Raw genomic sequence first — 14,225 nt, forward strand, 5'->3', positions numbered from 1 at the left:
AGTTTCCACAACGTGCGGGGGCCATCTCGATGATTCCCGGGCGGTGGGGTTTCCACCCCGCCCGCCCGGGGCGGTCCGAGAGCCCGCTGACCGCGCTCAGTGCCCGGACAGGACCCTGACCAGGTCTTCCGCCGTGCGGCAGCGGTCCAGGAGCTCCTTGACGTGATTTCGCGTTCCGCGTAGCGGTTCCAGGGTTGGAACGCGCTGGAGGGAGTCACGGCCCGGGAGGTCGAAGATGACCGAGTCCCAGGAGGCGGCCGCGACGTCGTCGGCGTACTGCTCCAGGCAGCGGCCGCGGAAGTACGCCCGGGTGTCCTCCGGGGGCTTCGTACGGGCCCTGTCGACCTCGGACTCGTCCAGGAGGCGCTTGATGCGTCCGCGGGCCACCAGACGGTTGTACAGGCCCTTGTCGGGGCGTACGTCGGCGTACTGGAGGTCGACCAGGTGCAGCCGGGCGGCGTCCCAGTCGAGGTCGTCGCGGCGGCGGTAGCCCTCCATGAGCTCGCGCTTGGCGACCCAGTCGAGTTCGCCGGCCAGGCTCATGGGGTCGTTCTCCAGCCGGGTCAGGGTGTCCTCCCACCGGCCGAGGACGTCCTTGGTCTGGTCGTCGGCGTCGGCGCCGTAGCGCTCCTCGACGTACTTGCGGGCCAGTTCGAAGTACTCCATCTGCAGCTGGACCGCGGTGAGTGTGCGTCCGCTGCGCAGGGTGACCAGGCGCTTGAGGGAGGGGTCGTGGGAGACCTGGTGCAGGGTGCGCACGGGCTGGTCGACGGCGAGGTCCACGGCGATGAAGCCGTCCTCGATCATGGACAGGACCAGCGCGGTGGTGCCCAGCTTGAGGTAGGTCGAGATCTCGGAGAGGTTCGCGTCGCCGATGATCACATGGAGTCTGCGGTACTTCTCGGCGTCCGCGTGCGGCTCGTCGCGGGTGTTGATGATGGGGCGCTTGAGCGTGGTCTCCAGGCCGACCTCGACCTCGAAGTAGTCCGCGCGCTGGCTGAGCTGGAATCCGTGCTCGTGGCCGTCCTGGCCGATGCCCACGCGGCCGGCTCCGGCGAAGACCTGGCGGGAGACGAAGAAGGGCGTCAGGTGGCGCACGATGTCCGAGAAGGGGGTCTCCCGCTTCATCAGGTAGTTCTCGTGCGTGCCGTAGGAGGCGCCCTTGTTGTCGGTGTTGTTCTTGTAGAGGTGGATCGGCTGGGCGCCGGGGAGCTGTGCGGCCCGTTCGGCGGCCTCGGCCATGATGCGCTCGCCGGCCTTGTCCCACAGGACGGCGTCGCGCGGGTTGGTGACTTCGGGGGCGCTGTATTCGGGGTGGGCGTGGTCGACGTACAGGCGCGCGCCGTTGGTGAGGATCACATTGGCCAGGCCGATGTCCTCGTCGGTGAGCTGGCTGGAGTCGGCGGCCTCGCGGGCGAGGTCGAAGCCTCGCGCGTCCCGCAGCGGGTTCTCCTCCTCGAAGTCCCAGCGGGCCCGGCGGGCCCGGTGCATCGCCGCCGCGTAGGCGTTGACGATCTGGGACGAGGTGAGCATGGCATTGGCGTTGGGGTGACCGGGGACGGAGATCCCGTACTCCGTCTCGATGCCCATTACTCGCCGTACGGTCATGCGGCCCTCCTTGCCCGGCGGCACCCTCGGTCGTGGGCGCCGCTCAAGTGCGCTGGCGCTCCGGTGCGTGTGCGGTGCCCGTCCCCGCACGGCGCGACTCGGCGACAGGAACGAGCCTAGAACGCCTTTGCGCTGGTGGGGAGATCATTTGCGTCATTGGCTGGTCCGGTCGTGGCCGGAAAAACAGGCGGCTGCGGGTGCCCCGTCGAGGGCACCCGCAGCCGCCCTGCCGTTACAGGTACTGACCGGTGTTCGCCACCGTGTCGATGGAGCGTCCGGTGTCCGCGCCCTGCTTTCCGGTGATGAGGGTGCGGATGTACACGATCCGTTCGCCCTTCTTTCCGGAGATGCGGGCCCAGTCGTCCGGGTTGGTGGTGTTGGGCAGGTCCTCGTTCTCCTTGAACTCGTCCACGCAGGCCTGGAGGAGATGGGAGACGCGGAGGCCCTTCTGGCTCTTTTCGAGGAAGTCCTTGATCGCCATCTTCTTGGCGCGGCCCACGATGTTCTCGATCATGGCGCCGGAGTTGAAGTCCTTGAAGTAGAGGACTTCCTTGTCGCCGTTGGCGTAGGTGACCTCCAGGAAGCGGTTCTCCTCGGATTCGGCGTACATCTGCTCGACCGCGGTCTGGATCATGCCCTGGACCGTGGCGGCCTTGTCCCCGCCGTGTTCGGCGAGGTCGTCGGCGTGCAGGGGGAGGCGCTCGGTGAGGTACTTGCCGAAGATGTCCTTCGCGGCCTCGGCGTCGGGACGCTCGATCTTGATCTTCACGTCGAGCCGGCCGGGGCGCAGGATGGCGGGGTCGATCATGTCCTCGCGGTTGGAGGCGCCGATGACGACCACGTTCTGCAGGCCTTCGACACCGTCGATCTCGGCGAGCAGCTGGGGGACGATGGTGTTCTCCACGTCCGAGCTGACGCCGGAACCGCGGGTGCGGAAGAGGGATTCCATCTCGTCGAAGAAGACGATGACGGGGGTGCCCTCGCTGGCCTTCTCGCGAGCCCGCTGGAAGACCAGGCGGATCTGCCGCTCGGTCTCGCCGACGTACTTGTTGAGCAGCTCGGGGCCCTTGATGTTCAGGAAGAAGCTCTTGCCGGCGGCCTGGCCGGTGACCTCGGCGACCTTCTTGGCGAGCGAGTTCGCGACGGCCTTGGCGATCAGGGTCTTGCCGCAGCCGGGCGGGCCGTAGAGCAGGACGCCCTTGGGCGGGCGCAGCTCGTGCTCCTTGAAGAGGTCGGGGTAGAGGTACGGCAGCTCGACCGCGTCGCGGATGGCCTCGATCTGGTTGCCGAGGCCGCCGATCTGTTCGTAGCCGATGTCGGGGACCTCTTCGAGGACCAGTTCCTCGACCTCGCTCTTGGGCACGACCTCGTAGACGTAGCCGGAGCGGGGTTCGAGCAGCAGGGCGTCACCGGCGCGGATGGTGATGCCGAGCAGGGGCTCGGCGAGCCGGACCACCCGTTCCTCGTCGGTGTGCCCCAGTACGAGGGCGCGCTCGCCGTCCTCGAGGATTTCCTTGAGGGTGACGATGTCGCCGACGCGCTCGTATTCCATGGCCTCGACCACGTTGAGCGCTTCGTTGAGCATGACTTCCTGGCCGCGCCTCAGCTCGTCGAGGTCGACGCTGGGGCTGACGTTCACCCGGAGTTTGCGGCCGCCGGTGAAGATGTCGGCGGTGCCGTCCTCGTTGGCTTGCAGGAAGACACCGAAGCCGGCCGGCGGCTGGGCGAGCCGGTCGACTTCCTCCTTGAGGGCCACGATCTGGTCGCGGGCCTCGCGCAGGGTGTTGGCCAGCCGCTCGTTCTGGGCGGACACGCCGGCCAGATTGGTCTGCAGCTCGACGATCCGCTCTTCGAGAATTCTCGTGTGGCGCGGAGAGTCGGCGAGCTTGCGGCGCAGGACGGCGATCTCCTGCTCAAGGTAGGCGATCTGCCCGGCCGGGTCGTCGGACCCGCGTCCCGGGCGGATGCCGCGGTTCATGTCGTCGTCGTGGGCTGCCACGGTCCTCACCTCCTCCAAGGGGAGCTGGACGCTTCCAGACCCTACCTGGGTGGGTGTCGATTGAAACCCCTAGATCACAAAGACTGTCAAGGTGTGTCGTCGGTCACCCGGTGCACACTCCCTCGCACGGAGGGGATACCCACTCAACGTGAGGGGAAAGCAGCTTGTTCCATCCATGCTGCGGTCGAAACCCTTCGTGGCTGGCCGGAGTTGTCCGTACGGGGACCGTTCGGCCGGGATCGGGGCAGCACTCGGCGCGCTCGTACGGTCGTCACGTAGAGCGATGGTTCAGGCGGATGGTGTCACTGCCGTGGCGGCTGGGGACGGTCGGTCCGGCCGCCGGTGCTGCCTCTCCCGGTCCGGCGCTGGTACCCGGGCGGGCGGGGCCGGAAACCCGGGGCGGTGCCCGGTGGCCGGGAAGCGGCCGGAGGTAGGGTCGGGGGTGTTCAACGACCGCTGGTGCGGACCCGGCCGGCCCTCGGGCGCCGGGGCCGTGCGGCGAACCGACGGCAGGAGAGATGACCGTGCAGCAGGAGGCCGCGGGCGGCGAGGCGCTGGAGGTCTGGATCGACCAGGACCTGTGTACCGGCGACGGGATCTGTGCCCAGTACGCCCCGGAGGTGTTCGAGCTGGACATCGACGGGCTCGCGTACGTGAAGGGTGCGGACGACGAGCTGCTCCAGGCTCCGGGGGCGAGCGTGCCGGTGCCGCTGCCGTTGCTGACGGACGTGGTGGACTCGGCGAGGGAGTGTCCCGGCGAGTGCATCCACGTCCGGCGGGTTTCGGACAGGGTCGAGGTGTACGGGCCCGACGCGGAGTGAGTCCGGTTCAGACGCTGTGCGCCCCGGCGGGGGTGGAGCGGACGAACGCGTTCCCGTTCCATCGCCAGGTGGCCGGGGTGCGGGTGTCGGGGCAGCAACTGGGCACGGCGTCCGAGGAGTAGCCGAGCAGGGTGGCGGAGACGCCGCGCTCGTGTATGCGGAATTCCGTGACGGTGAGCCGTTCCCTGGGCTGGACGAGGGTGGCCACCACGCGTGCGGTGCGGCTGTCGGCGCCGTGGGTGAGGACGTAGACCCCGTCGGGCGGGGTGCCCATGGGGGCGTCGCAGTGGACCACGGCGACGGTTTCCGGCCTGCCGTCGCCGTCCAGGTCGCCGGTGGCCTTTTTGACGACCACGGCTTCGACGGGTCCGCAGTCCAGCGGGAAGGCGACGCCGGTGGTGCTCGGCGGCGCGGCGGCGGGCCGGGCGGGGGCGGGCTGGGCGGCCGTGGCCGGTCCCGGCCGGACGACGGAGGAGAGGGCCACGACGCCCGCGAGGGCCGTGGCGGTGGCGACCCAGTGGATGGGGCGGGTCCGGGTGTGCGCGAGTTCCGGAACGGCGGATTGCTGCACGAGGAGCGTCTCCTGCGAGGGCGGTGCCGGTGGGATGGCCTGCATCGTGCCACACGTCACAGTGCGGGGGAACGGCGGGGTCCGCCGGGTGCGGGCCCGTGTGGGAGGCGTTGCGGCCGGTGCCGGGTCAACGGACGGGCGCCGTGCCCGGGTTCCCGGCGTGGCCGGGGAACTCGGGCACGGCGCCCTCGCGTTGCAGGGGTGGGGGCCGGTCAGCGGCCGGCGCCGCCGTCGGCGTTGGGGCCGGCGTAGTCCTCGCCGTAGGCGCCCTTGGCGGGGCGGCGGCGGCGCATGGGCGGCTCGACGCCGTCCGCGAGGCGGCGGGCGGTCAGCAGGAAGCCGGTGTGGCCGATCATGCGGTGGTCCGGGCGGACGGCCAGGCCCTCGATGTGCCAGTTGCGGATCATGGTCTCCCAGGCGGTCGGCTCGTTGAAGCAGCCGATCTCCCGGATGGACTCCACGGTCCGGGCGAGCTGGGTGGTGGTGGCGACGTAGCAGCACAGGATGCCGCCGGGGACGAGCGCCTTGGAGACGGCCTCCAGGCACTCCCAGGGGGCGAGCATGTCGAGGATGACCCGGTCGACGTCGGTGTCGGACAGGTTGTCCTGGAGGTCGCCGACGGTGAGCTGCCAGGCGGGGTGCGGGCCGCCGAAGTAGCGCTCCACGTTCTGCTGGGCGATCTCGGCGAAGTCCTCGCGGCGCTCGTAGGAGTGCAGCATGCCCTGGTCGCCGATGGCCCGCAGCAGGAAGCTGCTGAGCGAGCCGGAGCCGACGCCGGCCTCCACGACGCGGGCGCCGGGGAAGATGTCGGCGAAGGCGAGGATCTGTCCCGCGTCCTTCGGGTAGACGACGGCTGCCCCGCGGGGCATGGAGAGGACGTAGTCGGGGAGCAGGGGGCGCAGCGCGAGGTAGGCCACGTTGCCGGTGGTGCGGACAACGCTGCCCTCGGGAGCACCGATCAGTTCGTCGTGCGGGAAGGAACCCTTGTGGGTGTGGAAGTTCTTTCCGGCTTCGAGCGTGAACGTGTAGTGGCGGCCCTTGGGGTCGGTCAGCTGTACCTGGTCCCCGACCTTGAAGGGCCCGCGCCTGCGGGCGGCACCGGTCGGTTCGGACATGTGACCAGCCTACCGGGTTCCCGCAGGGGGCTTGACCGTGCCGGTGCCGGGTCCTGCCGGCCTGCTAGGGGGTCGGCCGGGCCATGGCGCGGACGAAGGCGCGCTCGACGTCGGCCGCGGACAGGACGCCGTAGATCTCGCCGGTCTCCTCGACCACGAGGTATTCGGTGGCGGGGGTGGCGCGCAGGACGTCCAGGAGGTCTTCGCCGGCCAGTTCGGCGGAGACCCGCATGCCGTCGGTCAGCTCCTGGGCGAGGCCGCTGACGGCCACCCAGGGGCGGCGGTGTTCGGGTACGCCGACGATGGCGGCCTCGCGGACGAGGGAGAGCGGGGTGCCGTCGGCGTCGACCACGACGAGGGCGCGGGCGCCGGCGGCGTTGGCGCGGCGCAGGGCCTCGGAGAGCGGGGTGTCGTTCTCGACGGGTACGGCCCGCCGGGTGAGGGTGCGGGCGCGCAGTTCGGGGAGGTGTTCGCGCAGCCGGGCCATGCGCAGGCTGTTGCCGGCGCCGGTCCAGATGATCGCGGCGAGGATGGCGGCGAGCAGCGCGTCGGTGACGGTGTCCATGCCGCCGGTGTCCTCTCCGCCGCCGCCGAGGGCGCCGGAGGAGTTGAGCAGCGGCAGGCCGATCAGGACGGAGACGGCGAGGGCGCGGCCCACCCAGGCGGCGGCGACGGTGCCGCTCATGGGTTTGCCGGTGAGTTTCCAGACGACGGCGCGGAGCATGCGGCCGCCGTCCAGGGGCAGGCCGGGGAGGAAGTTGAAGATCGCAACGATGAGGTTGGAGACCATGAGTCCGGCCAGCAGGACGCCGGGTACGGTGCCGGGTTCGACGGGCTTCATGGCGAGGTAGAACAGGCCGGCCAGGACCAGGGAGAGCAGTGGGCCGACGAAGGCGAGCACGAATTCGCGGCCCGGGGTCTCGGCCTCCTTCTCGATCTCCGAGACGCCGCCGAAGAACTGGAGCTGGATGCGGCGGACGGGGAGTTTGAAGCGGATCGCGGCGATCGTGTGGGCCAGCTCGTGGACCAGGACGGAGGCATAGAAGGCGACCGCGAAGAAGAGGGAGACCAGGTAGCGGGCGGCGCCCAGCTCGGGCAGCACGCGGTCGAGCTGTCCGCCGAAGACCCAGGTGATCAGGGCGGCGACGAGGAACCAGCTGGGTGCGACGTAGACGGGCACGCCGAAGGGGCGGCCCATGAGGATGCCGCCGCCGGGGCCGGGTTCCTTGGGCCGTGGCCGGGGCGGCCGGCCCTTGGCGATGCCGGAGTGGGCGAAGGGGCGGTGCTGGTCGGGGGGTGTGGTGCCCGGGGCGGGGCCGGTGGGGCGGGGGGCGCCGGGTCCGGCGGGCCGGTCCTCGGGCGTGCCGGGGCCGTGGGTGCCGGGCGGCTCGTCACCGGGGGGTGTGTCCTGGGGGCCGTCCGCGGGGGGTGTGCTGTCGGCGCGGGTGGCCGGTGGGACGGGGCCGTCCGACTCGGACGTGTGGCTCCGGGCCTCGGAGCCGGTGGTTCCGGTCACCGGGGCCGTAGGGTCCGCGGAGTGCTCGGCCGGCCTGTCGTCACCGGACCGGGGCTGCCCGCTCCCGCCGCTCACGTCCACGGTGTCCCCTCGTTCGAAGCGTCTTCCGCACCTGCCGGCCGGAAGGGTCTCTGGTCGATGGTATGCGCCCGTGGCTGCGCGTTCCGCCCGGGCACCTGTTGTGTTCGCTTGGTGGACGCCCGGTGGCGCGGGCCGTGACGGGTCGTTGTCAGTGGGGGGCCGTAGGGTCTGGGGCATGGACAGCAGCATCGACGAGGCAGTGCCGTCGGACACGGGTGACCGGGCCGGGACCGGGGCCGGCCCGGTGGCGAGCGGTGGCCCGGGTGGGGACGCCGGGGAGCGCGGTGCCGTGGCGCCGGCGTCGCTGTCGCCGTCGCGGGCCAGTGACTTCATGCGGTGTCCGCTGCTGTACCGGTTCCGGGTGATCGACCGGTTGCCGGAGAAGCCGAGCGAGGCGGCGACCCGGGGCACGCTGGTGCACGCCGTGCTGGAGCGGCTGTTCGACGCGCCCGCCGGGGAGCGGACGGCGCCCCGGGCGAAGGCGCTGATCCCGGGGCAGTGGGACCGGCTGCGGGAGAGCCGCCCCGAGCTGACCGAGCTGTTCGCCGACGATCCGCAGGGCGAGCGGCTGGCCGGCTGGCTGGCCGAGGCGGAACGGCTGGTGGAGCGCTGGTTCACGCTGGAGGACCCGACGCGGCTGGAGCCGGCCGAGCGGGAGCTGATGGTGGAGACCGAGCTGGACTCGGGGCTGCGGCTGCGCGGGATCATCGACCGGGTGGACGTGGCGCCGACCGGTGAGGTGCGGATCGTCGACTACAAGACGGGCAAGGCCCCGCGCCCGGAGTACGCGGAGGGCGCGCTCTTCCAGATGAAGTTCTACGCCCTGGTGGTCTGGCGGCTGAAGGGTGTCGTGCCGCGCCGGCTCCAGCTGGTGTACCTCGGCAGCGGGGACGTGCTGACGTACGACCCGGTCCCGGCCGATCTGGAGCGGGTGGAGCGTCGGCTGCACGCGCTGTGGGAGGCCATCCGGCAGGCGACGGAGAGCGGGGACTGGCGGCCGCGGCCGACCAAGTTGTGCGGGTGGTGCGACCACCGGGCGCACTGTCCGGAGTTCGGCGGCACTCCCCCGCCCTATCCGCTGCCGGTCCGGTCTCCCGGGTCGCGGGCCGGGTGAGGCGGGCGGCGGGGGCAGGGCAGAATGGGCCCGGACTAGCGAAGGAGTGTCACGTGGCCATCCGTGTCCTACTGGTCGACGACCAGCCCCTGCTGCGTACGGTTTCCGGATGATCCTGGAGGCCGAGCAGGACATCGCGGTCGTCGGCGAGGCCGGTGACGGCCTCCAGGCCCTCGACCAGGTGCGCGCGCTGCAACCGGATGTGGTGCTCATGGACATCCGGATGCCGCGGATGGACGGGGTGGAGGCCACCCGGCAGATCACCGGCCCCGGCCGGGACGGCCCGGCCAAGGTGCTGGTGCTGACCACCTTCGATCTGGACGAGTACGTGGTGGAGGCGCTGCGCGCCGGGGCGAGCGGCTTCCTGTTGAAGGACGCGCCCGCCAACGAGCTGGTGCAGGCGATCCGGGTGGTGGCGAACGGCGAGGCGATGCTCGCGCCGAGCATCACCCGGCGGCTGCTGGACAAGTACGCCACGCATCTGCCGTCGGGCGAGGAGCCGGTGCCGGACACCCTGCACACCCTCACGGACCGTGAGGTGGAGGTGCTGAAGCTGGTGGCGCGCGGGCTGTCCAACGCGGAGATCGCGGCGGACCTGTTCGTCAGCGAGACGACGGTGAAGACGCATGTGGGGCATGTGCTGACCAAGCTGGGTCTCAGGGACCGGGTGCAGGCGGCGGTGTACGCGTACGAGAGCGGGCTGGTGCGCCCCGGCGCCCAGTAGGCATCCGCCCGGCGGGGCGGGCGGCGACGGCGAAGGGCGCCCCTCTCCCTCGGGAGCGGGGCGCCCTTCGCCGTGTCCGGCGTCAGTGGCTCCGCGGTGTCACTCGCTCTTGCTGAGTTCCCAGAACCGGAACACCGTGGAGGCGTCCAGGCAGTACTCCAGGCCGTACACGCCGTCGCGGACGACCGCGTACTGCTTGGCCTGCCAGACCGGCAGGACGGGCAGCTCGTCGGCGACGATGTTCTGGAGCTTGCCGAAGTCCTTGTCGGTGGCCGAGCGGTCGCTCTGCCCGGCGGTATCGGGGAGCAGGGTGCCGGTGATCGTGCGGTTGTCGTAGTGGTTGCCCAGCACGTTGCCCTTGCCGAAGAAGGGGGCGGTGAAGTTGTCGGCGTCCGGGTAGTCCGGGACCCAGCCCTTCACGTACACGCCGTACCTGCCGGCGGCGATGTCCTTCTCGTACTGGTCGAAGGCGACGGACTTGACGTCGGCGTCGAACAGGCCGCTGGCGTTGAGCTGTTCGGCGATGGCCTTCAGCTCCTCGTCGGTGGCGGGGCCGTAGCGCGACGGCGTGGACCACAGGGTGAGCTTCACCTTGCCGGTGATGCCGTCGGCGCGCAGGGCGGCGGCGGCCTTGGCCCGGGAGGGGCGGGCGCCGTAGGTGTCGAAGAACGCCGTGTTGTGGCCCGCGACGCCGGCCGGGACGATCGAGTACAGCGGGGTGGCGGTGCCCTGGTAGACGTCCTTGATCAGGGCGTCGCGGTCGATGAGGTAGGCCATGGCCTTGCGGACGCCGAGCTTGCCGGCCACCGGGTCCTTCATGTTGAAGACCAGGTGCTGCACCTCGGCGCTGGTGCCCTCGATGACGTCGATGCCCTTGCTGTCGTCCTGCTGGTCGAGCTGGCTGATGTCCGCCGCGGTCAGACCTCGGTAGGCGACGTCGACTCCGCCGTCCAGGAGGGCTTCCTTCAGCGCTGTGCGGTCGCCGTGGAAGAACTTCAGGGTGACGCCGGAGTTGTTGATCCCGGCGCTGCCCTTGTAGTTGCCGTTGACGGAGAAGACGGCCTGGTCCTCGTCGAAGGAGTCCAGCTTGTAGGGCCCGGAGCCGATCGCCTGGTGGTCGGTGCGCAGGGCGTTCGGCTGGTACTGGCGGTGGTCCACGATGGAGCCGGCGCCGGAGGCGATCTTGCTGGGGAAGGTGGCGTCGGGCACCTTCAGGTGGAAGACGGCCGTCTTGGCGTCCGGTGTCTCGACCTTGTCGAGCATCGGGAACATCAGGGCGGGACCGGTCGGGTCGTCGATCTTCAGCATGCGGTCGAAGGAGAACTTCACGTCCGCGGAGGTGAGGTCGTCACCGTTGCTGAACTTCAGGCCGTCCTTCAGCTCGCACTTGTAGACCATGGCCCGGGTGTCGGTGAAGGCGCACTGCTTCGCCAGTTCGGGCTCGGGTTCGGTCGCGCCCTTGGGGAAGCTGAGCAGCGACTGGAAGACGTTGTTGAACAACAGCCAGGAGCCGGGGTCGTAGCCGGCGGCCGGGTCCGTGGCGAGGACGTCGTCGGACATCCCCACCACCACGGAGGAGCCGGTGCCCCCGGAGTCACCGGTCTCGGAGCCGCAGCCGGTCAACAGGCCGGAGGCCAGCCCCGCCACGAGGGGCAGGACCGGCCACTGGTTGCGCAGGTTCACTCGGAGTGCCTTGTCGTCGGTTCGTCAGCCCGGGTCCGCGGTGCCTGGACCCGGGCACCGGGGGCCGCACCGTGCGCGGCCCCGGGTACGGAGAGCCGTCAGCCGCTCACGCCGCGGCCGAGCTCCCACAGCTGGAGCGTCGAGGAGGAGTTGAGGGCGTAGGCGGTGCCCGTGATGTCGTCGCGGGCGGCGACGTACTGCTTGCCCTGCCACAGCGGCAGGACCGGGACGTCGTCGGCGACGGTGTTCTGGATCTCGGTCAGGTTCTTGACGGCGCCGAGCCGGTCGGCCTCGCGGCGGGACTGCGGGATCAGCGAGCGCTGGATGGTGCCGTTGTTGTACGGCGAGCCGAGGAAGTTGTCCTTGTCGAGGAAGGGCGCGAGGAAGTTGTCGGCGTCCGGGAAGTCGGGGAACCAGCCCATGCCGTAGACGTCGTACTGGCCCTTCTGCTCGGCGGGCCGGAAGGTCTTCCAGGGGTGGCCCTCGATGGAGGCGTCGAACAGGCCGCTGTCGTTGAGCTGCTTCTGCAGGATCTCGAACTCCTGCTTGGTGGCCGAGCCGTAGTGGTCGGTCGTGTAGTGCAGGGTCAGCTTCACCGGAGTGGTGATGCCGGCCTTGGTGAGCAGGGCCTTGGCCTTGGCGGCGCTGGGGTTGCCGTAATTGTTGAAGAACGAGTTGGAGTGGCCGGTGACCGTGGCCGGGACCAGCGAGTACAGGGGCTCGGCCTGGGTGCCGTAGACCTTGGAGACCAGTTCGCCGCGGTTGATGAGCTGAGCCATGGCCTGGCGTACGGCCTTGTCCTTGACGCTGGGGGCGTTGGTGTTGAAGGCCAGGTAGCGGATCTCCAGGCCGGGCATGTCGACCAGTTCGACCTTCTCGTCGTCGCCGGCGTCCAGCTTCTGGATCTGGGCGGGCGACATGGTGCGGGTCATCACGTCGATGTCGCCCTTGTCGATCGCTTCGCCCATGGCGTCGGCGTCGGGGAAGGAGCGCAGCTCGACCTTGTCGTTGTTCACCGTCACATTGCCCTTGTAGGAAGGGTTCTTGGTGAAGGTGACGCTCTTGATGGCGTCGTCCTCGACGTCGGCCTTCAAGGTGTACGGGCCGGAGCCGTCGATCTCGAAGCCCTCGCGGAGCTTGTCCTTCTGGTAGTCCTTCGGGTTGATGATGCCCGCGACCGGGGTGGACAGCTTGTACGGGAAGGTGGCGTCGGCGGTCTTCAGGTGGAAGACGACATCGCGGTCACCCTGTGTCTCGATCGTGTCGATGGTGTTCAGCAGGGCGGACACACCGCTGTCGGAGTCGATGCGCAGGACACGCTCGATGGAGTACTTGACGTCCTCGGCGGTGACCGGGTCGCCGTTGGCGAACTTCAGGCCGTCGCGCAGCTTGCAGGCGTAGCGCTCGCTGCCGCTGTCGGTGAAGGAGCAGCTCTCGGCGGCGTCCGGGACGGGTTCGCCCTCGCCCTTGGGCTGCGCCATCAGGGTCTGCACGGACTGGCGCAGGATGTTCCAGCTGCCGACGTCGTAGGCGTAGGCCGGGTCGAGGGGCGCGGGGGCTTCCTTGGTGGCCGTGAACTGGTCCGTGGTACCGACGACGATGGCGTCACCGCTCTTGCTCCCGCTGTCGGATCCGCCGCACGCGGCGAGAACCGGGGTGAGCAGGCCGGCCACCGCCGGCAGCACCAAAGTCTTGCGGTTCATGCGGGAGTTTCTCCAGAGCTGTCGGGTCCGTGTATCCGGCATGCAGGGGTGGTGCGAGGGATCACGGGGGTTCTCGGCGGTGTTCTCGCGATGAGATTAGTCCGCACCCGCAGGGGGGTTCACGGCCGCGTGAGCTGACCCGCCATCACGCAGGGGAACCGGTCGCGGACACACCGAAAACCCGACAGCGACAGGATTAGTGCAGCTTCCCACCAATCGGGACACAAGGTCTCTCCCGAACCGCCCGGCAGGGGCCGTTCAGCATGCGTGGGCAACGTTGTCGAGACCCCTGAAGGTGGCGAACGTCACACTCTCGGCCATGGTGCGGGCCGGTTGGATTCGGCCGGGCGGCGGACGTATTCCGCCCGGGTGTGCGGCTAGTGCGTTTTCGTCATCATGCCGCGGAGAAACGCGAGGTCGACCTCTTCCAGAGAGGAGACGACGGTGCGTCCCAGGGCCGGGCCGATGGGAGCGACGGAGGGGACGGCGACCACCCGGCAGCCGGCGGCCTCGGCGGCGGCGACCCCGGTGGCGGTGTCCTCGATCACGGCGCACCGGGCCGGGTCGGCGCCGAGTCCGGCGGCGGCGAGCAGGTAGGGGTCCGGGAAGGGCTTGGTGCGGGAGACCTCGTCGCCGGCGATGGACAGGGTGAAGTGGTGCGGGCCCAGGACGGACAGCACGCGGTCGATGATGCGCCGGTGGGAGGCGGAGACCAGGGCGGTGGGGATCTCGTGCTGGTGCAGTTCGGCGAGCAGCCGGGCGGCGCCGGGCATCAGCGGCAGCGCCCGGTCGATCCGGCTCTCGAAGCCGTCGTTGAGCAGTACGGTGAGTTCGGCGAGGCCGATGTCGGCGCCGGTGGCCTCGATGAGGAAGCCGGCGCTGCGGGTCATGGGGCCGCCGACCACGACATGGCGCCAGGTCTCGTCGAGGGTGTGGCCGAGGGAGGCGAAGACCTCGACCTCGACGTCCCACCAGAAGCCTTCGGTGTCCACCAGGGTGCCGTCCATGTCCAGCAGCACCGCTTGCAGGGCGGAGCCTTCGGCCGTACGGGTTGCTGGCGCGGGGACCGTGCTGGTCATCCGGGCGCACCTCCTTGAGGGACGACCAGGCCGGTTCCCCGGTGGGGAACCGGCCTGTGGTGGACCGACCAGTGTACGACTTATCCGATCAGTGTGCCGAGTGAACCGTGCCTCATCGTGCGTTGAAGTACTTCGCCTCGGGGTGGTGGATCACGATGGCGTCGGTGGACTGTTCGGGGTGGAGCTGGAACTCCTCGGACAGGTGGACGCC

10 protein-coding genes and 1 pseudogene are annotated in these 14,225 nt (G+C 70.2%); 3 read left to right on the forward strand and 8 right to left on the reverse strand.

The window, feature by feature from the left end; all coding sequences use genetic code 11:
* Positions 1 to 96: 96 nt before the first annotated feature.
* Together dop and arc are read right to left on the reverse strand one after the other, a co-directional pair.
* Positions 97 to 1,608: a depupylase/deamidase Dop gene (dop, locus tag AB0E62_RS14405; protein WP_362192229.1), complete on the reverse strand. Its 1,512-nt coding sequence runs from the start codon at positions 1,606 to 1,608 to the stop codon at positions 97 to 99.
* Positions 1,609 to 1,840: 232 nt separating this feature from the next.
* On the reverse strand, positions 1,841 to 3,607 hold the full coding sequence (arc, locus tag AB0E62_RS14410) for a proteasome ATPase (RefSeq protein WP_362192231.1): 1,767 nt from the start codon (positions 3,605 to 3,607) through the stop codon (positions 1,841 to 1,843).
* A gap of 518 nt (positions 3,608 to 4,125) precedes the next feature.
* Here arc and AB0E62_RS14415 point away from each other — a divergent pair.
* Complete coding sequence (locus AB0E62_RS14415) at positions 4,126 to 4,428, forward strand: ferredoxin (protein WP_362192233.1); 303 nt, start codon at positions 4,126 to 4,128, stop codon at positions 4,426 to 4,428.
* A gap of 7 nt (positions 4,429 to 4,435) precedes the next feature.
* Here the strand turns inward: AB0E62_RS14415 and AB0E62_RS14420 are convergent, their stop codons facing one another.
* From AB0E62_RS14420 to AB0E62_RS14430, 3 genes are all read right to left on the reverse strand, one after another.
* Entirely contained in the window at positions 4,436 to 4,999 is a 564-nt protein-coding gene (locus AB0E62_RS14420) for a hypothetical protein (protein WP_362192235.1), read from the reverse strand.
* A gap of 212 nt (positions 5,000 to 5,211) precedes the next feature.
* The gene (locus tag AB0E62_RS14425) at positions 5,212 to 6,114 is read right to left on the reverse strand and encodes a tRNA (adenine-N1)-methyltransferase (protein WP_351549202.1); all 903 of its coding nucleotides are present in this window, start codon (positions 6,112 to 6,114) and stop codon (positions 5,212 to 5,214) included.
* A 64-nt stretch (positions 6,115 to 6,178) separates the two neighbouring features.
* A complete protein-coding gene (locus AB0E62_RS14430) occupies positions 6,179 to 7,711 on the reverse strand; it encodes a site-2 protease family protein (protein WP_362192237.1) in 1,533 nt (510 codons plus the stop codon).
* A gap of 175 nt (positions 7,712 to 7,886) precedes the next feature.
* Here AB0E62_RS14430 and AB0E62_RS14435 point away from each other — a divergent pair, with 175 nt between their 5' ends.
* Complete coding sequence (locus tag AB0E62_RS14435; RefSeq protein WP_362192239.1) at positions 7,887 to 8,825, forward strand: RecB family exonuclease; 939 nt, start codon at positions 7,887 to 7,889, stop codon at positions 8,823 to 8,825.
* Between the two features lie 53 nt (positions 8,826 to 8,878).
* Positions 8,879 to 9,549 (forward strand): annotated as a pseudogene (locus tag AB0E62_RS14440) (response regulator transcription factor).
* 99 nt (positions 9,550 to 9,648) lie between these two features.
* Here AB0E62_RS14440 and AB0E62_RS14445 read toward each other — a convergent pair.
* The 3 genes from AB0E62_RS14445 to AB0E62_RS14455 form a co-directional block, all read right to left on the reverse strand.
* On the reverse strand, positions 9,649 to 11,232 hold the full coding sequence (locus tag AB0E62_RS14445) for an ABC transporter substrate-binding protein (protein WP_362192241.1): 1,584 nt from the start codon (positions 11,230 to 11,232) through the stop codon (positions 9,649 to 9,651).
* Between the two features lie 98 nt (positions 11,233 to 11,330).
* Entirely contained in the window at positions 11,331 to 12,935 is a 1,605-nt protein-coding gene (locus tag AB0E62_RS14450; RefSeq protein WP_362192243.1) for an ABC transporter substrate-binding protein, read from the reverse strand.
* A gap of 377 nt (positions 12,936 to 13,312) precedes the next feature.
* On the reverse strand, positions 13,313 to 14,014 hold the full coding sequence (locus AB0E62_RS14455; RefSeq protein ID WP_362192245.1) for an HAD family phosphatase: 702 nt from the start codon (positions 14,012 to 14,014) through the stop codon (positions 13,313 to 13,315).
* Between the last annotated feature and the right edge of the window lie 211 nt (positions 14,015 to 14,225).

This window comes from Streptomyces sp. NPDC038707 (assembly GCF_040636485.1).
Taxonomy (GTDB): Bacteria; Actinomycetota; Actinomycetes; order Streptomycetales; family Streptomycetaceae; genus Streptomyces.

What these genes read in the sequence shown, in the direction of transcription:
- dop (WP_362192229.1), bottom strand. Translation starts at nt 1,608, where the DNA reads ATGACCGTACGGCGAGTAATGGGCATCGAGACGGAGTACGGGATCTCC.
- AB0E62_RS14415 (WP_362192233.1), top strand. Translation starts at nt 4,126, where the DNA reads ATGACCGTGCAGCAGGAGGCCGCGGGCGGCGAGGCGCTGGAGGTCTGG.
- AB0E62_RS14425 (WP_351549202.1), bottom strand. Translation starts at nt 6,114, where the DNA reads ATGTCCGAACCGACCGGTGCCGCCCGCAGGCGCGGGCCCTTCAAGGTC.
- AB0E62_RS14435 (WP_362192239.1), top strand. Translation starts at nt 7,887, where the DNA reads ATGGACAGCAGCATCGACGAGGCAGTGCCGTCGGACACGGGTGACCGG.
- AB0E62_RS14450 (WP_362192243.1), bottom strand. Translation starts at nt 12,935, where the DNA reads ATGAACCGCAAGACTTTGGTGCTGCCGGCGGTGGCCGGCCTGCTCACC.
- AB0E62_RS14455 (WP_362192245.1), bottom strand. Translation starts at nt 14,014, where the DNA reads ATGACCAGCACGGTCCCCGCGCCAGCAACCCGTACGGCCGAAGGCTCC.